The 21,244-nt window shown below is 67.1% G+C and carries 20 protein-coding genes; 6 read left to right on the top strand and 14 right to left on the bottom strand.

Annotation, left to right across the window (positions count from 1 at the left end; all coding sequences use genetic code 11):
* Positions 1–4: 4 nt before the first annotated feature.
* The 13 genes from EBN1_RS07915 to EBN1_RS07855 all read right to left on the bottom strand — a co-directional run bounded on the left by EBN1_RS07915 (position 5) and on the right by EBN1_RS07855 (position 13,916).
* Positions 5–1,300 (bottom strand): AmpG family muropeptide MFS transporter, encoded by a 1,296-nt coding sequence (locus EBN1_RS07915; RefSeq protein WP_011237419.1) that lies wholly within the window; start codon positions 1,298–1,300, stop codon positions 5–7.
* A gap of 92 nt (positions 1,301–1,392) precedes the next feature.
* Complete coding sequence (locus EBN1_RS07910; protein WP_241762828.1) at positions 1,393–3,522, bottom strand: putative bifunctional diguanylate cyclase/phosphodiesterase; 2,130 nt, start codon at positions 3,520–3,522, stop codon at positions 1,393–1,395.
* On the bottom strand, positions 3,519–3,752 hold the full coding sequence (locus EBN1_RS07905; protein WP_241762827.1) for a hypothetical protein: 234 nt from the start codon (positions 3,750–3,752) through the stop codon (positions 3,519–3,521). The genes EBN1_RS07910 and EBN1_RS07905 overlap by 4 nt, the downstream gene beginning before the upstream one ends.
* Before the next feature lie 265 nt (positions 3,753–4,017).
* A complete protein-coding gene (gene metW, locus EBN1_RS07900) occupies positions 4,018–4,605 on the bottom strand; it encodes a methionine biosynthesis protein MetW (RefSeq protein WP_011237417.1) in 588 nt (195 codons plus the stop codon).
* A gap of 2 nt (positions 4,606–4,607) precedes the next feature.
* Positions 4,608–5,735 (bottom strand): homoserine O-succinyltransferase MetX, encoded by a 1,128-nt coding sequence (gene metX / locus EBN1_RS07895; RefSeq protein ID WP_011237416.1) that lies wholly within the window; start codon positions 5,733–5,735, stop codon positions 4,608–4,610.
* A gap of 177 nt (positions 5,736–5,912) precedes the next feature.
* Positions 5,913–6,719: a biofilm regulation diguanylate cyclase SiaD gene (gene siaD, locus EBN1_RS07890; protein WP_049780225.1), complete on the bottom strand. Its 807-nt coding sequence runs from the start codon at positions 6,717–6,719 to the stop codon at positions 5,913–5,915.
* A 2-nt stretch (positions 6,720–6,721) separates the two neighbouring features.
* The gene (gene siaC / locus EBN1_RS07885) at positions 6,722–7,099 is read right to left on the bottom strand and encodes a biofilm regulation phosphoprotein SiaC (RefSeq protein WP_011237414.1); all 378 of its coding nucleotides are present in this window, start codon (positions 7,097–7,099) and stop codon (positions 6,722–6,724) included.
* A gap of 13 nt (positions 7,100–7,112) precedes the next feature.
* Positions 7,113–7,655 (bottom strand): biofilm regulation protein kinase SiaB, encoded by a 543-nt coding sequence (gene siaB, locus EBN1_RS07880; RefSeq protein WP_011237413.1) that lies wholly within the window; start codon positions 7,653–7,655, stop codon positions 7,113–7,115.
* 2 nt (positions 7,656–7,657) lie between these two features.
* Positions 7,658–9,664, bottom strand: a complete 2,007-nt coding sequence (siaA, locus tag EBN1_RS07875; protein ID WP_241762826.1) for a biofilm regulation protein phosphatase SiaA — start codon at positions 9,662–9,664, stop codon at positions 7,658–7,660.
* A 48-nt stretch (positions 9,665–9,712) separates the two neighbouring features.
* Complete coding sequence (ptsP, locus tag EBN1_RS07870; protein WP_011237411.1) at positions 9,713–11,443, bottom strand: phosphoenolpyruvate--protein phosphotransferase; 1,731 nt, start codon at positions 11,441–11,443, stop codon at positions 9,713–9,715.
* Positions 11,444–11,446: 3 nt separating this feature from the next.
* Entirely contained in the window at positions 11,447–11,716 is a 270-nt protein-coding gene (locus EBN1_RS07865; protein ID WP_011237410.1) for an HPr family phosphocarrier protein, read from the bottom strand.
* 15 nt (positions 11,717–11,731) lie between these two features.
* Positions 11,732–12,115, bottom strand: coding sequence for a PTS sugar transporter subunit IIA (locus EBN1_RS07860; protein WP_011237409.1), 384 nt, complete (start codon positions 12,113–12,115; stop codon positions 11,732–11,734).
* A 163-nt stretch (positions 12,116–12,278) separates the two neighbouring features.
* Positions 12,279–13,916, bottom strand: a complete 1,638-nt coding sequence (locus tag EBN1_RS07855) for an ABC-F family ATPase (RefSeq protein ID WP_011237408.1) — start codon at positions 13,914–13,916, stop codon at positions 12,279–12,281.
* Between the two features lie 149 nt (positions 13,917–14,065).
* Here EBN1_RS07855 and EBN1_RS07850 point away from each other — a divergent pair, with 149 nt between their 5' ends.
* Positions 14,066–14,629: a DUF3592 domain-containing protein gene (locus EBN1_RS07850; RefSeq protein WP_011237407.1), complete on the top strand. Its 564-nt coding sequence runs from the start codon at positions 14,066–14,068 to the stop codon at positions 14,627–14,629.
* 12 nt (positions 14,630–14,641) lie between these two features.
* Here the strand turns inward: EBN1_RS07850 and trhP are convergent, their stop codons facing one another.
* Positions 14,642–15,988: a prephenate-dependent tRNA uridine(34) hydroxylase TrhP gene (gene trhP, locus EBN1_RS07845; protein ID WP_011237406.1), complete on the bottom strand. Its 1,347-nt coding sequence runs from the start codon at positions 15,986–15,988 to the stop codon at positions 14,642–14,644.
* A 190-nt stretch (positions 15,989–16,178) separates the two neighbouring features.
* Here trhP and EBN1_RS07840 point away from each other — a divergent pair, with 190 nt between their 5' ends.
* From EBN1_RS07840 to EBN1_RS07820, 5 genes are read left to right on the top strand one after another with little or no spacing between them, the layout of a single operon-like run.
* Positions 16,179–16,490, top strand: a complete 312-nt coding sequence (locus tag EBN1_RS07840; protein ID WP_041646008.1) for a hypothetical protein — start codon at positions 16,179–16,181, stop codon at positions 16,488–16,490.
* Positions 16,491–16,531: 41 nt separating this feature from the next.
* A complete protein-coding gene (locus EBN1_RS07835) occupies positions 16,532–17,035 on the top strand; it encodes a hypothetical protein (protein WP_011237404.1) in 504 nt (167 codons plus the stop codon).
* Between the two features lie 20 nt (positions 17,036–17,055).
* A complete protein-coding gene (locus EBN1_RS07830; protein WP_011237403.1) occupies positions 17,056–17,559 on the top strand; it encodes a hypothetical protein in 504 nt (167 codons plus the stop codon).
* Between the two features lie 10 nt (positions 17,560–17,569).
* The gene (locus EBN1_RS07825) at positions 17,570–18,379 is read left to right on the top strand and encodes a hypothetical protein (protein ID WP_041646006.1); all 810 of its coding nucleotides are present in this window, start codon (positions 17,570–17,572) and stop codon (positions 18,377–18,379) included.
* A gap of 31 nt (positions 18,380–18,410) precedes the next feature.
* On the top strand, positions 18,411–21,173 hold the full coding sequence (locus tag EBN1_RS07820; RefSeq protein ID WP_041646004.1) for an NEW3 domain-containing protein: 2,763 nt from the start codon (positions 18,411–18,413) through the stop codon (positions 21,171–21,173).
* Positions 21,174–21,244 lie beyond the last annotated feature (71 nt).

Genomic DNA, 21,244 nt, shown 5'->3' with positions numbered 1-21,244 from the left:
CCTGTCAGGCGCGGCCCGGCATCACGGCGACCGCTTTCGCTTCGCCGTTCCACGGCGCAATCTTCAACAGCAGCAGCATGCCCGGAATGGCGAGGAAGAAACATGCCCAGAAGAAATCGTACCAGCCCATGCGCTCGACCAGCCAGCCGGCCGAGGCGTTGATGAACGTGCGCGGCATCGCCATCAGGCTCGTGAACAGCGCGAGCTGCGTCGCAGTGTAGGCGGGATGGGTCGTGCGCGCCATGTACGCGACGAACGCGGTCGTACCGAGGCCGACGCCGATCGCTTCGCCGCCGATGACGATCGCGAGCACCGCGAGGCGGCCCGCATCCGACGGCATCGGCCCGAGCCACGCGAGCCAGACGAAGCCGAGGATCGTGACGACCTGCACGAGGCCGAACAGCCACAGCGCGCGGTTGATGCCGAGCCGCAGCATCCACAGCCCGCCGAGGATGCCGCCGATCACCGACGGCCACAGGCCGGCGTTCTTCGCGACGATGCCGATGTCGGTCTTGCTGTAGCCCATGTCCAGATAGAACGGCGTCGCGAGCGCGGTGCACAGCGAGTCGCCGAGCTTGTAGAGGAACAGGAACGCGAGCACGAGCAGCGCCGACCGCAGGCCGTGGCGGCCGAAGAACTCGCGGAACGGCTCGACGACGGCCGCGCGCAGCGTCCGCGGCGTGCCCGCGGCTTCGCGCGGCTCGTTCGAGAAGACCGTCATCGCGACGCCCGGCAGCATGAACAGCGCGGTGATCACGAACACCGGCCCCCACGCGAGGTGGTCGGCGAGGATCAGCGACAGCGAGCCGGGCACGAGGCCGGCGACCCGGTATGCGTTCACGTGGATCGCGTTGCCGAGGCCGAGCTCGATCTCGGGGAGGATTTCGCGCCGGAAGGCGTCGAGCGCGATGTCCTGCGTCGCCGACAGCAGCGCGATCGCGGCGGTCAGCCCGACGACGAGGCCGAGGTCGGTGACCGGCGACAGCTGGCCGAGCCACGCGATCGCGGCGACCAGCCCGAGCTGCGACACCAGCATCCAGCCGCGGCGCCGGCCGAGCCACGGCAGGATGCCGAAGCGGTCGAGCAGCGGTGCCCACAGGAACTTCCAGGTGTAGGGGAACTGGATCAGCGCGAACGCGCCGATCGCTTTCAGCGACAGGCCTTCGGTCTTCAGCCAGGCCGGCACAAGGTTCAGCAGCAGGTACAGCGGCAGCCCCGACGCGAAGCCGGTGAAGATGCAGATCAGCATGCGACGGTTCAGCAGGACTTCGAGCCAGGCGGGGCGGCGCAATTCGGACACGAGGGGACACTCGGCGAAGGGTGGCGGGCATTATCCCAGATTGCGCCAGCGATCCGCGTTGCCGTAATGCGGAGGCGACGACCGAAAGCCGGTCAGGCGGTCCGCCACACGCTGCGCAGCAAATTTTCCACGACGTCCGCGGTCACCGGGCGGCTGAAATGGAAACCCTGCAGCTCGTCGCAGCCGAGTTCGCGCAGGCGCGCGACCTGGACCGCGGACTCGACCCCTTCGGCGATCACCGAAAGCCCGAGGTTGTGCGCGAGCGACACTGCAGCGGCGACGATCATCGTGTCGTTCGCATCGTGCTCGATGTCGGAAATGAAGGAGCGGTCGATTTTCAGGTGGTCGAGCGGAAACAGCTTGAGATAGGACAGCGACGAGTGCCCGGTGCCGAAATCGTCGATCGCGATGCGCACGCCGAGATTCTTCAGCGCCTGCAGCAGCGCGACCGCTTCGTCCGGGTTGTCCATGACCGCGCTTTCGGTGATTTCGAGTTCCAGCAGCCCGGGGCGCAGGCCGCTCGCCGCAAGTGTCGTCCACACCGTGTCGACGAGGCATTTTTCGCGCAGCTGGCGCACCGACAGGTTGACCGAGATGCGCAGCTCCGGCAGTCCCGCATCGAGCCACTGTCGCGCCTGCCGGCAGGCCTCGCGAAGAACCCACGTGCCGATCTCGACGATGACTCCCGTTTCCTCGGCCAGCGGGATGAAGCGCAGCGGCGCGATCAGCCCGTCCTGCGGGTGACGCCACCGCACCAGCGCTTCCAGCCCGGTGAGATGCCCGTGGCGCGAGTCGAACTGGGGCTGGTACCACAGCTCGAATTCGCCGCGTGCGACAGCGCCGCGCAGCTTGCGCTCGAGATCCAGCCGCGCGGTCGCGGCACGGTTCATCTCGTCGGTGTAGAACTGGAACTTCGCGCGCCCCGCGGCCTTGGCGTGATACATCGCGGTGTCGGCGTTGCGCATCAGCGCCGCCGGGTCGGCGCTGTCGTCGGGAAACAGGCTGATGCCGATCGACGCCGTCGTATGAAGCTCGGTGGTGTCGACGCAATACGGGGCGGAGAGCTGCGCGAGCAGCTTCGCCGCGACGTGCGTGACGTCGTGGGCGCCGCCGATGCCTTGCAGCACGACGACGAATTCGTCGCCGCCGAGGCGCGCGACGGTGTCCGTTTCGCGCACCGCGTCCCGCAGGCGCCGCGCGACCTGCTTCAGCAGTTCGTCACCGACGGGATGGCCGAGAGAGTCGTTGATGTGCTTGAAGCGGTCCAGATCGAGGAACATCACCGCCAGTCGCTGCCCGTTGCGCCGTGCCTCGGCGACCGACAGCTGCAGTCGGGCGGTCAGTGAGAAGCGGTTCGCGAGGCCGGTCAGGGTGTCGTGGTAAGCCAGATGCTGGATATCCGCCTCGGCGCGCTTGCGGGCGGTGATATCCGAGAAAATCGCGATGAAATGCGTGATCTCCCGCGTCTCGGGGTCGCGCACGCCGTTGATCATCAACGTGCGCGGGTAGCGCTGCCCGCCGCAGCGCACGCCTGTCGTTTCCCCCGACCACGAACCGTGTTCGCCGACGATCGCCCACACGGTGCGCGAATCCGGCCCGCCTGCGCCCTCGCCCTCCTCGCCGCTGTCCCCATCGTCGCTGCCGGGCCGGAAGCACGTGCCTTGTGCGGCGGTTGCCGCGATCCCGGTGATCTCGGTGTAGGCAGGGTTGACCGAAACGATGCGATGGCCGAGGTCGGTGATGACGATCGCCTCGCGGCTGTTCTCGAACACCTTGTCCGCGAGCTGGAGCCGCTCCTTGTCGCGCTTGCGGGCTGTGATGTCGGTGTAGGTCGTGACGAAACCGCCCTGCGGCAGCGGCCGACCCTGAATGAGCAGTACCGTGCCGTCGCGCCGGCGGCGCTCGAAGCTGTGGGGAGCCGGATGAAGCGCACGGGCGAGAAGACTGGCGACGACCTCGTCCGGGTCGCCGGGGCCGTACTCGCCGCGCGCCGCATTGTAGCGGAACAGCGTCTCGAGCGACGGCAGGCTGCCGGCGAACAGGTGCGGGGGGAAATCGAGCAGGCGCTTGAATTCCTCGTTGCACGCGACAAGCTGCAGCTCGCGGTCGACGAGCGACACGGCGCACGGAATGCTGTCGAGGATCGTCTCCAGCATCGCCGCCCGCTGCACCACTTCGTTTTCGCCGGAGTTGTCCGCGGCGATGCCGGCATCGGCCGTCATGAAGATGCCCGGCTTGGCTGGGCCGGAAAGTCGCCCGGCAGCGGGTGCCTCGCGGCGGCGACGGGAGCGGCGAGATATTGCTGTCCTGCGGCGAGCAGCGCCGCCAGCGTCAGCACTCCGGTGCCAGAACCGGCAGTGGCGGGCGCGGGAGTTTCCGGGGTGTCGCTCTCGATGGCAGCCGTACCTGAGGCGAGCGCGAGACCGGCTGGTGCAACGAGGACGATGGACAATGCGGATGAAAGGAGAACCGTCTTGTGCGAAAACATGCCGGGAGGTTATGAGCGGTTGGGAGTATTGCGATCCGGAGCCCATCCGCGCAGGACCAGCCCAGTTTGGGGAGATTCTGACAGCCAGTCTCCAGGCTTACAATCCTGCGCTGCAACGATACGCTGGCGTATGGGATTGCCTGCCGACACCAGGGGGTTCGGGAAAGCGGGGTTCGCGGCACTCCCTGGTCCCCGCGGCCGCGTTGTACGGCCGCGCCCGGCGGTCAGTTCAGTCGGGGCGGCCGAGGCGATACACGGCGACGCTGGCAAGGAAGTTGGGCTCTTCCTCGATCAGCGTGCTCTCGTCGAAAGCCAGTCGCTCGCGCACGACGATGCCGTTCATCGCGCACAGCGCGTCGAAGTCGGCGATCGTGAAGAAGCGCACGTTCGGCGTGTTGAACCACTGGTGCGGCAGGCTTTCCGATACCGGCATGTGACCGTTGAGGATGCTCTGGCGGTGGCGCCAGTAGCCGAAGTTCGGAAAGCTGACGACCGCTTCGCGCCCGACGCGCAGCATCTCGGCGAGGATTCCCTGGGTGTTGTGCATCGCCTGCAGCGACAGGCTCATGATGACGTGGTCGAAGAAGCCGTCCTCGAGGCCGGCGAGGCCTTTTTCCATGTCCATCTGGATCACATTGACGCCGTTGCGGATGCAGGTCCGCAGCTTGTCCGCGTCGTTCTCGACACCGTACCCCTGCACCTGGCGGACGTCGGCGAGGTGCCTGAGCAGGCTGCCGTCGCCGCAGCCGAGATCGAGCACCCGCTCGCCCGGCGAAATCCACTTCGTGATCACTTCGTAGTCGTAGCGGTAGGCCATCGTCAGACCTCGATGCGGTCGAAATAGGCTGCAAGCAGCTCGTGGTAATGCGCGTCGTCGAGCAGGAACGAGTCGTGCCCGGCGTCGCTCTCGATCTCCGCGTAGCTGACGTTGCGGCGGTTGTGCAGCAGGCTGTAGACGATCTCGCGGCTTCTCGCCGGCGAGAAGCGCCAGTCGGTCGAAAACGACACGACGAGGAAGTCGGCGCTCGCGCGCGCCAGCGCCGCCCGCAGGATGCCGCCATGCTCGAACGCGGGATCGAAGTAGTCGAGCGCCTTGGTCGTCAACAGATAGGTATTGGCGTCGAAAAAGCCGGCGAACTTGTCGCCCTGGTAGCGCAGGTAGGACTCGATCTCGAACTCGACGTCATAGCTGTACACGGCCTTGCCGTGGCGCAGCGTGCGGCCGAATTTGTCGGCCATCGCGTCGTCGGACAGGTAAGTGATGTGGCCCAGCATGCGCGCCAGCTTCAGCCCGCGTGCCGGCACGACACCATGCTCGTAGTAGTGCCCGCCGTGGAAGTCCGGATCGCTCAGGATCGCCTGGCGCGCGACTTCGTTGAATGCGATGTTCTGCGCAGTGAGCCGTGGCGCCGACGCGACGAGCACCGCGTGCCCGATGCGCTCCGGGTACTGCAGTGTCCACGACAGCGCCTGCATGCCGCCGAGGCTGCCGCCGACGACTGCCGCGAACCGTTCGATGCCGAGCCGGTCGGCAAGCCGCGCCTGGGCCGCGACCCAGTCCTCGACGGTGACGAACGGGAAATCCGCCCCCCACGGTTTGCCGCTCGCCGGATTGATCGAGGCGGGGCCCGTAGTGCCGTGGCACCCGCCGAGGTTATTGACGCCGATGACGAAAAATTTGCGTGTATCGAGTGGCTTGCCGGGCCCGACGAGGTTGTCCCACCAGCCGATGTTGCCGGGGTCGTCCGCATAGTGGCCGGCGACATGGTGGGAGCCGGACAGCGCGTGGCATACCAGCACGGCGTTGCTGCGCGCGGCGTTGAGCTCGCCGTAGGTCTCGTACAAGAGTTCGTATTCGGGCAGCGCGTCGCCGCTGCGCAGCGGCAGCGGCTCGGCGAAATGCGCCCGCTGCGGGACGACGGCACCGACGGATTGGGGTTGGATCATATTGTTCGCTGTAGACAAAAAACCCAGCCGGCTGGGAAACGCGGACTGGGTCGCCCTCGCTTTAGCCGGATTTATTGAGCGCCCGCAAGCTGTGGTTCAAATCGGCGCGTGGAGGCGAAAAATTAGCGTGACCGTGCGCAATTGTCAAATTCTCCGGACGACCGGCTCACGACCGGCTCACGCGGCGAATGCGATGCGGTCCCGCCCCTCGTGCTTGGCGAAGTACAGCGCATCGTCGACCCGTTTCATGAATTCCGCCAGCTCCTCGCCCAGGCGGCAGCTGCCCACGCCGAGCGAGACGGTGATGCGCAGCTGCCGCTCGCCGATGATGACCGGATCGTTCCCGACGCAGGCCCGCAAGCGTTCGGCGTTGTCGCCTGCGGTGCAGGGTTCGGTGTCCGGCAGCATCACGAGGAACTCTTCCCCGCCCCAGCGCGCGCACACGTCGTATTCGCGCACCGACGCTGCGAGGCGCGCGGCGACGGCCGTCAGCGCCTGGTCGCCGAGCTCGTGCCCCCAGGTGTCGTTGATGTCCTTGAAGTGGTCGATGTCGATGATCATGATGACGAACGAGCGCCCACCCCGCTGGGCACGGACATGCTCCTCGCGCAACCGCATCAGCGCATGCCGCCGGTTCGGCAGCCCGGTGAGGGCGTCGCGATGGGACAGCCATTCGAGGCGCTGGTTGAGTTCGCGCAGCATGCCCTGGTACTGGTCGCTGATGCGCACGATCTTTTCGAGCCTGCGCAGCTGACGGCGGTAATTGACGGCATGGCCGGCGCCGCGGTCGCGCTCGGCGGCCTGGTAGTGATCGCTGATGCGGGTGATGCGCTCGAGCTGGCAGAGGTGGTCGGAAAAGACGTCGTAGAGCTCGGCAAGCGGCGCGCGCAACGGGTTGTCCCGGTGTTCGGCATTGCTCAGCAGCGCATCGATGCGTTCGGTCAGCGGGCGCTCGCCGGGCGGCAGGGGAAATCCCGGATTCATCGTCAGGGACCGGGAATGATCTCGAAGGGGAAGGTGTAGTCTTCCTTGAATTCGGCCGCCAGATCGGCGACGCGCTCGTTGTCGCTGTCATAGCGCCAATTCACTGCGACCGCCTGCCCCCGCTCGTGCGCGTCCTGCAGCGCGTCGAAGATGTCCATCATCGCCCGCACGCTGCTCGTGTTGAGATACAGCAGTTTCAGCTCGAGCGTCAGCGGCTGCAGGACCTTGTCGAGAAAGCCGGCGAGCCAGTCGATGACCGGCTGGAACAGCTCGAAGGAATTTTCCGGATAGGAGTCGCCGCTCATTTCCAGCCGCCCGGCTGTCCGGTCGGCGCGGATGAGGGGAGTCGATTCGGTGGCGGGAATCTCGAAATCGTTCACTTCGGACCTCGGTTCAAATCACCACGCGCAGGCTGAAGAAGGCGTGCTGGGAGTCAAGGGGTTTCACGCTGCAGGCGAGCGGCTGGCTGGCGCGGCGCGCCAGGTCGATCAGCCCGAGTCCGGCGCCGGTCTTCGCCTGCGGGTCGCGGGGCTGGCGCATCTGGGTCTTGAACGCGGCTTTCAGCGCGGTCTTGTCGAGCGCGGCGAGTTCGTCTATGCGCGCGACCAGCGTCTCGCCGTCGTCATGGAGCACGACATTGCCGGCACTGACCACGTAATGCCCCGCCTCGTCGCGCGAAACGATGATCGTCGCTTCGGCCGCGGCGCCGCTCGCGCCGCTCGACGCGGCGTAGTGCCGGATGTTCTGGCTCAGCTCGATATATGCCGAAAAAACGTCGGTGATCGCCGAGGGGGATTCGGCGAGCCCCTCCATGTGCTTGCGCAGGGCCTTGCCGATCTCCTCCATCAGCGTGGCCGAGAACGGGCCGTTGAAGCCCAGCATGATTCCCTGGCGCGAGAACGCTTCGCGCAGGGACAACACATCCACCTCTTCCATTCTCACCCCCCGGAAACAGGGTCGGGCGCGGCGGCCCGACCGGGAACACGAAAACCGATCACCGCGATGTCATCGCGCTGCGGACAGCTTCCCTGGTGATCGGCCAGGCGTCGCCGCAGCGCTTCTTCCTGGCTCTTCATCGGCTGCGCCGCGATCCCGCCGAGCGCGGCTGCGAAGCGGCGATTGCCGAAGCCGTACCCGCGTTCGCCTCCGGCCTGGTCCAGGAACCCGTCGGTAGTCAGATAATACGTGCAGCCGGGGCCGTCGGCGAGGATGACATTCTCGTAAATCGTGCGCCGCCGCTCGCCGATGCTGCGCCGGCTGCCGCGAATCTGCTCGCACCGCGCGCCCTCGCAGCGGTAGAGATCGGCGTGCGCGCCGGCGAAGGTCACGCAGCCGGTCGCGACATCGACGTGGCACAGGCCCACGTCCATGCTGGTCGCGAGGTGGCGGCTCGCCGCATCGCCCGGCAGCAGCGTACGCGTCGCGCTGTCCATGCGCGTCAGCAGCGCTGCGGGATCGGACAGTCCGAGTTCCTGGACGGCCAGGTCGAAGCCGGCGTGCGCGATCATCGTCATGAACGCGCCGGGCACGCCGTGCCCCGCGCAATCGACGATGCCGATGAGGAACTGCCCCGGCGCCTCGCGGAACAGGTAGAAATCGCCGCCGACGGTGTCGCGCGGCTGCCACAGCACGAAGTGGTCGTCGGGCAGCGCGTGCAGCAGCTCGCGGTGCGGCAGCATCGCGTGCTGGATCAGGGCGCCGTAGCGGATGCTGTCCTGGATCTGCCGGTGCGTTGCCGCAATGCGGTCGCGCGCCTGGGCGAGATCGCGGGTGCGTGCGGTGACGCGGCTTTCGAGCTCGCTGGTGTGGGCGTCGATCTGGCGCGCCATGCCGTCGAAGGCGCGCGTCAGGGAGCCGAGTTCGTCGTTGCGTCGCGTGTGCAGGCGCTGGCGATAATCTCCCGCGGCGATGCGCTGTGCGGAATCGGTCAGCCGCACCAGCGGCCGCAGGATCAGCCGGTCGACGCCCATGCTGACGGCGGCGGCGAACAGCAGCAGCAGCGCGATCGCGCCGAGCGCAAGCGGCCACAGCACGGTTTCGTCGATGACCTGCGCGGCGCCGAGGTCCACCGCGGTGATCACGTACCAGTCGAGCGCCGGCACGTAGGCCGCACCGAGGACGCGCGGCTGGCCCTGCAGATCGACGCGCAGGGCGCCGCCGCTGCCCGGCGCGTCGTGCAGGCTCGCGAGCATGCCGTCCAGCGCTTCGCGGTCCGCCCCGTCCGCGACGAGCCCGTGCAGCGTGCGCCGGGGAGCGGCCCTGGTCAGCGCCGCGTACTCGATCAGGGACTGGTCGGGGTGGGCGAGGATCGCGCCTTCGCCATTGATGATGAAGTTCGTGACGCCCGGATCGACGGTGCCGACGAAAGTGGCGAGAAAGCGCGTCAGGTCGAGGCCCGAGCCGGCCAGGCCGAGCACCCGCCCGCCTTCGTCTTCGCGCACCAGCACGTTGAACCAGACTTTCGTGACCTTGAGCTTTTCGTCGACGTTGACGTTCAGCGCATACGGGCGGGCGTCGCGGACCGTGGCGAAATACCACTCGTCCTTGGGGTCGCCGCGCTGCAGCGTGTAGCTCGGCTTCACCCAGGCATCGGGCGCGGTGCCGTCGCTGAAGTAGTAGTGTCCGCCGTCATGGGCGATGAGGAACACCGAAGCGTCGGCGAACGCGCGCCGGAACCGTTCCGCATCGACGCCCGCCTGCCCCGAGTCGTCCGTGCCGCGCAGGAAGCGCCGGACGCTTTCGAGTTCGGCGAGCCGCTGCGACAGGCTCAGTTCGCGCGTGATCAGGGTGACCAGTTTCTGCGCCTGCAGCAGCGCGTGGTTGCGCGCGAAGCCGGCGCCAAAATGATCGCGGAAGGCGTCGAGGCCGACCCGTCCGGCCAGCAGCGCGAACAGCGCCAGCAGCGCCAACAGCGCCGCGAGCCCCAGGCCCGATTTCCCCCGCAATCCCAAATCCGCTCCCCGTTCCCCGTATCGCTGCGTCGGTGCGCCGGCTCAGCCAGCCAGTCGCAGCACTGCCTCGCGTATCTTCGATTGCTCGTCCATCTTCAGGATGCGCTGCACCCGCGGCGCGAGTTCGCCGACGTCCGCGCGCAGCACCTGCTGCTTGATCTCGAGGATGTTGCCGGGATGCATCGAGAAATTGCGCAGCCCCATGCCGAGCAGCAGCAGCGCATACGCCGCGTCGCCGGCCATCTCGCCGCATACCGACACCGGCAGGCCGAAGCGCGCGCCGGCCTGGATCGTGCCGCTGATCAGCTTCAGCACTGCCGGGTGGAGCGGGTCGTACAGATGCACCACGGCTTCGTCCGAGCGGTCGATCGCGAGCGTGTACTGGATCAGATCGTTCGTGCCGATCGACAGGAACGACAGACGCCGGATGAACATGCCGAGGGCGAGCGCGGCCGCCGGCACTTCGATCATGCCGCCCACGGCGAGCCGTTCGTCGAACTTGACCCGTTCGGCGCGCAGCTCGACTTTGGCCTTTTCGATCAGCGTCAGCGTCTGGTCGATTTCGTGCGCGTGCGCGAGCATCGGGATCATGATCTGCAGCTGCCCGTGCGCCGACGCGCGCAGCAGCGCGCGCAACTGCGTCTTGAACATCTGCGGTTCGGCGAGCGAGTAGCGGATCGCGCGCAGCCCGAGCGCCGGATTCGGTTCGAAGCGCGTGCCGACGCCGTTGAGCGCCTTGTCCGCGCCGACATCGAAAGTGCGGATCGTCACCGGCTTGCCGGGCATCGATTTCAGCACTGCGCGATAGGCTTCGTACTGTTCCTCCTCGTCGGGCAGCGCGTCGCGGCCGATGAACAGGAACTCGGTGCGGTACAGGCCGACGCCGTCGGCATTGACGGCCTTGACCTGGTTGAGGTCCTTCGGCCCCTCGATGTTCGCCAGCAGGTTGACGTTCTCGCCGTCGAGCGTCGTCGCGCGCGTGTCCTTGAGCCGGTTGAGCTTCGAGCGCTCGACTTCGAGCTCGGTGCGGCGCAGCCGGTATTCCTCGACGATATGCTCGTCGGGTCCGACGATGACGACGCCGCGCGTGCCGTCGATGATCAGGAGCTCGTCCTCCTCGACGAGCTGGCGGATGTGGTGCAGGCCGACGACCGCCGGGATGCGGAGGCTGCGCGCGACGATCGCGGTGTGGCTGGTCGGGCCGCCGACGTCGGTGACGAAGCCGCCGATGTTATGGTCGCGGAAACCGATCGTGTCGGACGGCGACAGGTCGTGCGCGACGACGATCGTGCCGAGCCCGTCACGGCGTTTGGGCGGCAGGTGGCCCGGATGGCCGAGCAGCACCTTGACGAGGCGCTCGACGACCTGCACGACGTCGGCCTTGCGTTCGCGCAGGTACGGATCTTCGATCTGCTCGAACTGCTCGACGACGTGTTCCATCTGCTGAACGAGTGCCCACTCGGCGTTGCAGCGACGCGCTTCGATCAGTTCGCGCGCGGCGTCGACGAGCATCGGATCGGACAGCATCATCAACTGCAGGTCGACGAAGGCGCCGACTTCGCTGTGCGACTGGCCTGCGGTCGCGGCAGCCTTGAGGCCGATCAGCTCGCCCTGCACCGTCGCCACCGCTTCGTCGAGGCGGTCCATTTCCTCGGGCAGGTATTTGCTCGCGACGTGGTAGTGATTGACCTCGAGCATCGCGTGCGAGACGAGATGGACGTGGCCGATCGCGATGCCCTGTGAAACCGGCAGGCCGTGCATCGTGAAGGGCATCGTTTACTCTCCCTCGCCGAATCGGTCCGCGATCAGCTCCAGGATGGCCTCGAGGGCGGCGTCGGCATCCCGTCCCGACGTATCGATGGTGATTCGCGATCCCTGCGCGGCAGCCAGCATCATCACCCCCATGATGCTTTTGGCATTGACGCGGCGGCCGTTGCGCTCGAGCCAGATGTCCGCACCGTAGCTGCTCGCCGTCTGTGTGAGTTTCGCCGACGCGCGCGCGTGCAGGCCCAGTTTGTTGATGATTTCGGTTTCAGCTCTCGGCATCGCGGCTCCGCCTGGTCACTGGATGTGCACGACGCCGTCGCAGCCGCCCGCGACGGCGCGCTGCACGAGCGTGTTCATGTCCTGTTCGCGGTAAGTCAGCACGCGCAGCAACATCGGCACGTTGACCCCGGCGATGACTTCGATGCTCCCCGGCACCGCCAGCTTCGCTGCGATGTTCGACGGCGTCGCGCCGAAGACGTCGGTCAGCACCAGCACGCCATGGCCGCTGTCGGCCCACACGAGCATCTGGCGCGCGAGCGGCAGTATGTCGAGGGGATCGTCCTCGGCGGAGACGCCGAGCTGAACGGTTTGCGCGGGGCGTTTGTTGAGCACGTGGCTTGCGCACTGGATCAGCGATTCGCCGAGCGTGCCGTGCGTGATGAGGAAGATGCCGATCATGGTGGACGAGGGAAGTGTTTCGGCGATTGTAGCCGACGAAGGGGCCGCTGCCGCGAATGCCGTAGTCCGGCCTACCGGACGCAACGATGCGGTGCGGTACCGGGCACCAAAAGCCGCCCTCGTGGGCGGCCCTCGCCCGGGCGCGAGGCCGTCGAGGCTCAGCTCACTCGAGCCCCTGGCTCGCGAGGTATTCCTCGTAGGTGCCGCGGTAGTCGGTGATCGTGCCGTCGAGCCGCATGTCGAGGATGCGGGTCGCCAGCGAGGATACGAACTCGCGGTCGTGCGAGATGAAGATCAGCGTGCCGGAGAACTTCTCGAGGCCGGTGTTCAGCGACTCGATCGATTCCATGTCGAGGTGGTTCGTCGGCTCGTCCATCAGCAGCACGTTCGGCCGCGACAGCATCAGTTTGCCGAACAGCATGCGGCCCTGTTCGCCGCCCGAAATCACGTTGACCGGCTTTCTCACGTCGTCGCCGGAAAACAGCAGCCGGCCGAGCGTGCCGCGGATCAGCGTCTCGAGATCGCCGCCCTGCGAGTCGACGGTGACGCGTGCGTAGTCGGCGATCCATTCGGTCAGGCTTTCGGTGCCGGCGAATTGGGCCGCATGATCCTGCGCGTAGTAGCCGGGCTTCGCCTTTTCGGCCCATTTCACGACACCTTTCTGCGGCGCGAGGCCTCCCGCCTCGCGGCCGACGAGCAGCTTCATCAGCGTCGTCTTGCCGACGCCGTTCTCGCCGATGATCGCGACTTTCTCGCCCGCCTCGATCGCGATCGAGAACTTGTCGATCAGGGGCTTTGCCATGCCTTCGTATGCGAACGACAGGTTCTGCACTTCGCACGCGAGGCGGTGCAGCTTGTCCTTGTCGTCGTAGTCGAAGCGGATCCATGGGTACTGGCGGCTGGACGGCTTGACGTCCTCGGGCTTCAGCTTGTCGATCAGCTTCAGGCGGCTCGTCGCCTGCTTGGCTTTCGATTTGTTCGCCGAGAAGCGGCGCACGAACTCCTGCAGGTCCTGGATCTTTTCCTTTGCGCGGGCATTGGCGGACTGCTGGCGCTGGCGCGCGAGGGTCGCCGCTTCCATGTAATCGTCGTAGTTGCCGGCGTACACGGTGATCGTGCCGTAGTCGAGGTCCGCCATGTGCGTGCACACCTGGTTCAGGAAGTGGCGGTCGTGAGAGATGATCACCATCGTGCTGTCGCGCTGGTTCAGCACGTCCTCGAGCCAGCGGATGGTGTTGATGTCGAGGTTGTTCGTCGGTTCGTCGAGCAGCAGAATGTCCGGATTCGCGAACAGCGCCTGGCACAGCAGCACGCGCAGCTTCCAGCCCGGCGCAACGTTCTTCATCGGCCCGTTGTGCAGTTCGGTGCCGATGCCCACGCCCAGCAGCAGTTCGCCGGCGCGCGCCTCGGCAGTGTAGCCGTCGTACTCGGCGAACTTGCCTTCGAGCTCGGCGGCGTGCATGTAGTCGTCTTCGGTCGCCTCGGGGTTCGCGTAGATCGCGTCCTTCTCGACCATGCAGGCCCACATCTGCTCGTGGCCCATCAGTACGACGTCGAGCACGCGCACGTCCTCGAAGCCGAACTGGTCCTGCCTGAGGTAGGCCATGCGCTCATGCGGATCCTTCGACACGTTGCCGGCGGACGACTCGAGCTCGCCGCACAGGATCTTCATGAACGTCGACTTGCCCGCGCCGTTGGCGCCGATCAGGCCGTAGCGGTTGCCTTCGCCGAATTTGACGGAGACATTCTCGAACAGGGGCTTGGCCCCGAACTGCATGGTGATGTTGGCGGCGACGAGCACGGCGAATCCTGATTTTCAGATAAAACAAAGCTTTGTATTATAGCGCAGACCGGGGTCACGTGCCGGAGCCGTCGTCTCAGTGTGGGATTTGATCCCATTTTTTTCGTACAGCTCTGGTGTCGCCGCGTTGTCGGCGTCAAACTTCGAGTATGTCGCCGATCCGCCAGCTGCCGCCCTCCCCGCTTGCCGCGTTTCGCACCGTGGCCCTGGGCATCGGCTTGCCCCTGATCGGCGTTGGATTGTTGATGGTTGGGCTGCTTGGGGTCGTATCGTATGGCGTCCTGCCTTCGGTGGAGTCGCTGCGCAGTCGCAGCTGGCAGCCCGTCGAGGCATCGATCGAATCCGTGAGCCTGCAGGGGCCGCCGTCGAGCCTGCATCCACCGCTCGATTCGGTGCAGATCCGCTATCGCTACCGCGTCGGCGACGTCGACCACGACGGCATCCGCTACGATCCGCACGACGGGCAGTACGCGCGCGACTCGAGCCAGGCGATCGTCGCCGGCCTGCAGGCTTCACCAAGAATCACGGTGTGGGTGAATCCCTCCGACCCGGATGATGCGATGGTGTTCCGCGAGCTGCGGTGGGGAGTGTTCCTCTTCACGTTCCCGGCACTTGCGCTCGCGCTGGCGGGCGGGCTGATGCTTTTCGCCGGCATGCTCGCGTGGAGCCAGGCCAAGCCCGGCGGGCCTCCGGGCAAGCCCGACCAGCCTTAGCCGCGCGAGTCGCTACAAGAAGCGGGCGATGAAGCACGGGCTCGCGCCCTGGACCGTAGCGGGCAGCGGCAGCCATACGCGCCGCCCGGCGCCGGGGACGCGCCCGACGGGTGCGCCGGCAGCATCTTCGAGACGTTCGAGGCGCACGATGTCGTTGCCGCCCGGATGCACAAATTCGATCCGGTCGCCGACGCCGAAAGCGTTTTTCACCTCCACTTCGGCAAGGCCGCGCGTCGCGTCGAAACCGAGCACTTCGCCGACCAGCAGGCTGCGCCCGGACTCGGAGTGGCCGCGCAGGTAGTTCTGGTGGTCGGGCGTGTGATGGCGCTCGTAGAACCCGTCGGTGTAGCCGCGGTTCGCCAGCCCTTCGAGCTCCCCGAGCAGGCGCACGTCGAACGGCCGGCCGGCGACCGCGTCGTCGATTGCGCGCCGATAGGCCTGGCTCGCGCGTGCGACGTAGTACGGGCTTTTCGTGCGGCCCTCGATTTTCAGCGAATCGACGCCGATCGCGACCAGCCGCGCGACGTGCTCGACCGCGCGCAGGTCCTTCGAGTTCAGGATGTAGGTGCCGTGCTCGTCCTCCTCGACCGGCATCAGCTCGCCGGGCCGTGTGCCTTCCTCGATCAGCCATACGCGCTCGCCCGCGGCGTGCCGAGGGCCGCCGCCGAGCCCCGCGTCTTGCGGCACGCGACGCACGTCGCCGCTGTCATCCTCGGCGGCGTTATGCACCTTGTAGTCCCAGCGGCATGAGTTCGTGCAACTGCCTTGGTTCGGGTCGCGGTGGTTGAAGTAGCCCGACAGCAGGCAGCGGCCCGAATAGGCGACGCACAGCGCACCATGCACGAACAGCTCGAGCTCGACTTCCGGACACGCGTCGCGGATCTCGGCCACTTCATCGAGCGACAGTTCGCGCGACAGGATGATCCGCTTGACGCCGATCGACGCCCAGAAGCGCACCGCCGCGTAGTTCGTCGTGTTCGCCTGCACCGACAGGTGGATGTCGACGTCCGGCCAGCGCTCGCGCACCATCATCATCAGGCCCGGGTCGGCCATGATCAGCGCGTCGGGACCGAGCGCGACGACCGGTTCGAGGTCGGCGAGAAAGCTGCGCACTTTCGTGTTATGCGGGTAGATGTTGTTGACGAGGTAAAAAGCCTTGCCGGCCGCGTGCGCCTCGTCGATGCCCTGCGCGAGCGCCTCGAGCTTGCCGAAGCTGTTGTTGCGCACGCGCAGCGAATAGCGTGGTTGGCCGGCATAGACGGCATCCGCGCCGAACGCGAACGCGGTGCGCATCATCTGCAGCGAACCGGCGGGAGCGAGGAGTTCAGGGGACGGGCGTAACGGGGAGCTGGCGGTCATGGTTCGGGCGTCTGGCAAACCGGCATTCTAGTGGACTTTGCGTCGTTGCCTGGTTCTGGCGGCCCGGGGCGCTGTTTCGCGCGTCGCAGTGCCGGGGACGGGTGGATATTCCGTAAAAATTCCACCTTCGATACGCGGAATTGCCTGGACCTGGCCCCGGCGCTGACTCCCGCGGCGCAAGGATTGTTGCATGATCGGCGTGCAGACGGCACTCATCGTCGATGACGACGAATCTTTTCGGAAGGCTGCGCAGCCGATACCGGCGATCGGCGGACTCGAGCGGATGGAGCGGATGCGGCAGCGGAGAATCGACCGGTCCGTGATCGTTTGCACGGGCAACGTCGACGTCGTGCTGCTACTGTGCGAGCCACGGAATGAGGGATTCATCCGGCAGATCGACGCCCGACACCGGCAGGAGGTTCTCACGCGACTCGCGGATCCGCGGGCTGCTCGAAGGCGAGAGCTGCATGCCGTGGGTCGCCGAAAGCGATTGCTTGCGTGATCCCCCTTTCCGCCCATCTCCCTACGCATAAAGGAACGATCATGACCACCCGCACTTTCCCATCCGGCCGCAAGCTCGCGCTGGCCACTCTGCTCGCCGGTGCTGCCGGCGTTGCGTTTGCCGCGGACACCGCTACGCAATCCGCGACGTATGAAGTCCAGCCGATCAATGAACTGTCGGTTTCGGGAAACCCCGGCGCTCTGGTGATCAACGCGGCAACCGCTGGTTCGGCACCCAACCAGGTGAGCGACGCTACGTCGAGCTACGCGATTACCACCAACGAGAGCACGCGCAGGATTACCGCTGCGATTGATACCGCGATGCCCGCAGGCGTGACGCTGAAGGTCAGTCTCGCCGCGCCGACTGGCGCCACTTCCGCTGGCGCGGTGACCCTGGGGACTGTGGCCACCGACGTCGTGACCGGCATTTCGACGCTGAACGAGAGCGGAAAGGTGATCACTTACACGCTGGACGCGACCTCGGCGGCGGGTGTCGTCACGTCAGCCAGCAAGACGGTGACGTACACCATCGCCGCGACTATCTGATCGCGGAGAAGTCGGACCGCATGAAATCCCTTAGACCGGCTCCCCTGCGGAGCCCGTCGTGGGCGGGCGCGCTGTGCGCGCTCGCGCTGCTCGCCGCCCCGGCCATCCACGCCGCCGACATCGTCGTCACCGGCAGCTGGTTCGAGACGGTCGATCAGGCCGACCTCGCAGCCGGAGCCGGCAGCGACGTCCGCAGCCCGATCGAGAGCGCAGCGAACGTCGCGACGCTCGACGTGACGAATACCGGCGGCGCGAGCTGGACGGTGCAGCTCGCGCGCAGCGACGCGAGCTGGCCGTCGGACGTCGCGGTCGCGGCACTGCGCACGTCGGACGGCAGCGGCAGCGGCACTATTGGCGGCGGCACCGCGTACGTCACCGTGAGCGGCGCGCCGCAGACGTTTTTCACCGGCAGCGGCGACCGCAGCGGCATCCAGATCCGGCTGAAGACGAGCGGGCTTTCGGTGCGCAGCGTCGGCCCCGGCACCTACAGCACGACCCTGACCTACTCCGTGGTCAGCAACTGACCGAAACACCATGACACGTTCCTGCAAGACGCTCGCGGCATCGGCCGCAGCGCTGTTCCTGCTGTCCTCGGCGGCCATCGCCGGCATCAATGTCGAAGGCTCGCTGTCGCACGAAAAGGCCGCGCAGACCGGCGAGACCTACCGCGGCACGCTCGCGATCCGCAACACCGGCAAGACACCGGCCGACGTCAAGCTCTACCAGACCGACTACCGCTTCGACGCGAGCGGCCGCAACGACTACGCCGAGCCCGGCAGCCTGCCGCGCTCGAACGCGCGCTGGATCCGGCCCGGGCAGCCACAGTTCCACATCCCGCCGGGCGAGGTCGTGCATGCGCCATACGAAGTTCGCGTCCCGGACGACGCGAGCCTGAAAGGCTCGTACTGGAGCATGATCATGGTCGAGCCGCTCGCGGCCGCGGAAGCCGCGCCGGCGGCGGCGAAGAAGAACACCGTGCAGCTGACGCAGTCGATCCGCTACGCGGTGCAGATCGTCACCGACGTCGGCGCCGGCGCCGAACCGGCACTGGCCTTCACGAATCCCGCGACCTCGGTGCTCGACGGCCGCAAGCTGTTCTCGATCGACGTCGGCAACGACGGCGAGCGCTGGGTGCGCGCGAGCTTCTGGCTCGAGCTCTACACGCTCGAAGGGCAGCCGCAGGCGAAGATCGACGGCGAAAAATACCGTATCTACCCGGGCACATCGGTGCGGGCGCGCTTCAACGTCGGCGAGATCCCGCCGGGCAGGTACCGCGCGCTGCTGGTCGCGGATGGCGACGGTGAAAACCTGTACGGCACCGAGCTGCAGATCGAGCTTCGCTGAGCACCTTCACCGCCTGTACTCCCCGCTCCCCGTGCTTACGTTTCGCGCCCGCGCGCTCGCGTGGCTGTTGCTGCTGTGCTGGGTCGAAGTGTTCGCGCAGGCGCACGGTCTGCGCGTGCAGGCGGTCGATCACGAGCTCGCGAGCGTCGAGCCGCGGCACGTCGTCACGCTCGCGTTCAGCGTCGGCAACGATTCCGAGCGCGCGCAGGAGCTCGAACCGCGCCTGCAGCTGCCGCCGGGATGGCGCGCGGTCACCCCGGACCTGCCGTTTACGCTCGCACCGGGCGAGACGACGGTGCGCTTCGTCAGCTTCGTCGTTCCGGACGGTGCGCCGGCGGCCGATCACGCGGTGCGCTATCTCGTTCGCAACCGCCTGCAGCCGGAGCTCTTCGCCGAGCACACGGTATCGATCCGCGTGAAGGCGATGCGCTGTCTCGAAGTCGCGCCGCTCGACCTGGCCGACGCGGTGATCTCTGGCCAGCCGTATCGTGCCGTCTTCGTCGTGCGCAACGCCGGCAATGCCGCGGTCACGGTGGATTTTCGCGCGCGCAGCTCGCTCGGCCATCCGGTGGCGCCGGCCGAAGGGCGCCTCGAGCTCGCGCCGCGCGAGTCGCGCGAGCTCGCGCTCGACGTCCGCACCGAGGCGCTGCCGCGACTCGGCTTCGACCAGATTTCGCTGAACGTTGGCGACGGCACGGAGCTGTCGGCGCAGGCGTCGCGCGCGGTGAAGCTGCTTCCGGTCGGCGGCGGCGGCGAGAGCCTGTACCGCACGATCGCCGGCCAGGCCAGGCTGATCTATCTCGCGCAGGACCGCGACGGCGAGATCAAGACCGGTTGGCAGACGGAGCTTTCCGGCGCGGGCGCGATCGACGAAGCCGGCGAGCGGCATGTCGCTTTCCTGCTGCGCGGACCGGATGCGCGGCACGCGGCGACCTTCGGCCGCTGGGACGAATACCGCTTCGAATACACGAGCAAGGGGCTCGCGGTCGGCGTCGGCGATCTCGCCTACGGATTGAGCCCGCTGACCGAATATGGGCGCTACGGCCGTGGCGTGCAGGCGAGCTACACGTCGGGCGCGTGGGACTTCGGCCTGTACGAGATGGGCGACCGCTTCACCGACACGGGGAACCGGCAGCTCGGCGCGCGAGCGAGCCGCGCGCTGTCGGCAAGCTCCCGACTTGGACTGAATTATCTCGCGAAATCCGGCGAGCGGACCGCGAACATCTACAGCCTGCAGGCGATCGAGCAGCGCGCCGGATTGTCGGCCGAAGCCGAGCTCGCGGCGAGCGAAGGCGATGACGCCGGCAACGCGTTTCGCACTTACGTTTATGGCGCCACGGGCGATCTGCGCTACAGCGGCACCGCACTGTACGCCGAGCCCGGCTTTGCCGGCTACTATCGCGACCAGGCGTTCGTCAGTGCGTCGGGCGATTATTCGCTCGCGCAAGGCTGGGGAATGCGCGCAACGGCGTTCTGGCAGCGCACGAACCTCGATCGCGTCGTCAGCCGGCCTGCGCTCGAGGAGTCGCGGCTCGCGCTCGGGGTCGCGCTCCCCGATGCGCTCGGCATCAACCTGTCGGCCGACCTGTTCCTGCGTCGCAAGCGCGACCTGCGGCCGAACCGGGACGTCGATCTCGTCCATCCGGGTTTCCGGGTCAACGGCTCGTACAGCAGGGGGCACTGGGGGCTTGCCGCGAGCGGCGAGTTCGGCGCAACGGAGGACCGCGTGCGCGACCGGCGCTACGCGACTTCGCTCGGGCTGCTGTCGATGTACTGGCGCCCGTCCGAACGGCAGTCCTACAGCCTGTATCTGATCCGCGACGACAACACGTATTCGACGATTCGTCAGGCAGTCGGCTCGACCGCCGGCGTCAGCGCCGGAGTGCAGTTGTGGCAACGCGCGCGGCTGAATCTGAACGTCCAGCGCAGCGTAGCCGAAAACGCGAATCGCTTCGTCACGCTCGGTTTCGAGCAGACCTTGCGCGGCGGTCAGATCGTCTCGCTGTTCGTGCGCAGCACCTCGGGAAAATTCTCGCGTCAGACCGATGCCGAGCTCAGCCTGACGCTGCCGTTCGGCATCCCGGTCGCGCGCCGGCCCGACCTCGCGCCGCTGCGCGGACGGCTGCTCGACGCGGAAACCGGCGCGGGCCTCGCAGGGGTCACGCTGAGCCTCGACGGCGCGATCGTCATGACCGATGCGGATGGCTTCTTCCGCTACGACGCGGCAAAGATCGGGCGCCGCTTCCTGACGCTCGCCGGCACCGGCGCTGCGGGCAAGGTGCCGCTGCGGCCGTTGCCGCTCGAGACGGAGATTCGCGCCGATGGCGACAATTACGTCGAGCTCCGCTTCGTGCAGCCGGGCATGATGAAGGGACGCGTGCAGCGCTACGAGTCCGCGGCCGAGATGCCGTCGCAGGCCTATCGCGACAACGGCGACGATGCACTGACCGGAGGGGTCGGCGTCGCCGGGGCGCTCGTGACGCTGACGAGCGGCGAACTCAAGTATCGGCGCCTGACCGACGCCGACGGACGGTTCAGGATCGACGGGCTTCCGCCGGGAAGATGGCTCGTGAGCGTCGACGAACGTACGCTGCCGCCCGGCGGGCGATACCAGGCCGAGCAGCTGCAATTCGTGCAGGATGTCCGCAGCGGCGCGGAGACGCTCGTGGATTTCAAGCTCCGGCCAAAAACGAGGCGTCTGAAGATGCTGCCGCTTTCGTCTCACGCAGTCCCACCGACTTCCACCGCAGCGACGGGAATCGGCGTCAACCGCGCGGCGGCCGAGAGGACGTAGCTCCAGGCGCGGGCGTTACGTCCGATGTGCAGGGTCCCGGAGCGGCGAACGTCGGACATCGCTGTAACGGC

The sequence above is a fragment of the Aromatoleum aromaticum EbN1 genome (genome assembly GCF_000025965.1).
Taxonomy (GTDB): domain Bacteria; phylum Pseudomonadota; class Gammaproteobacteria; order Burkholderiales; family Rhodocyclaceae; genus Aromatoleum; species Aromatoleum aromaticum.
Note: the sequence above shows the minus strand (reverse complement) of the source record. Positions and strands in the feature narration are given on the sequence as shown.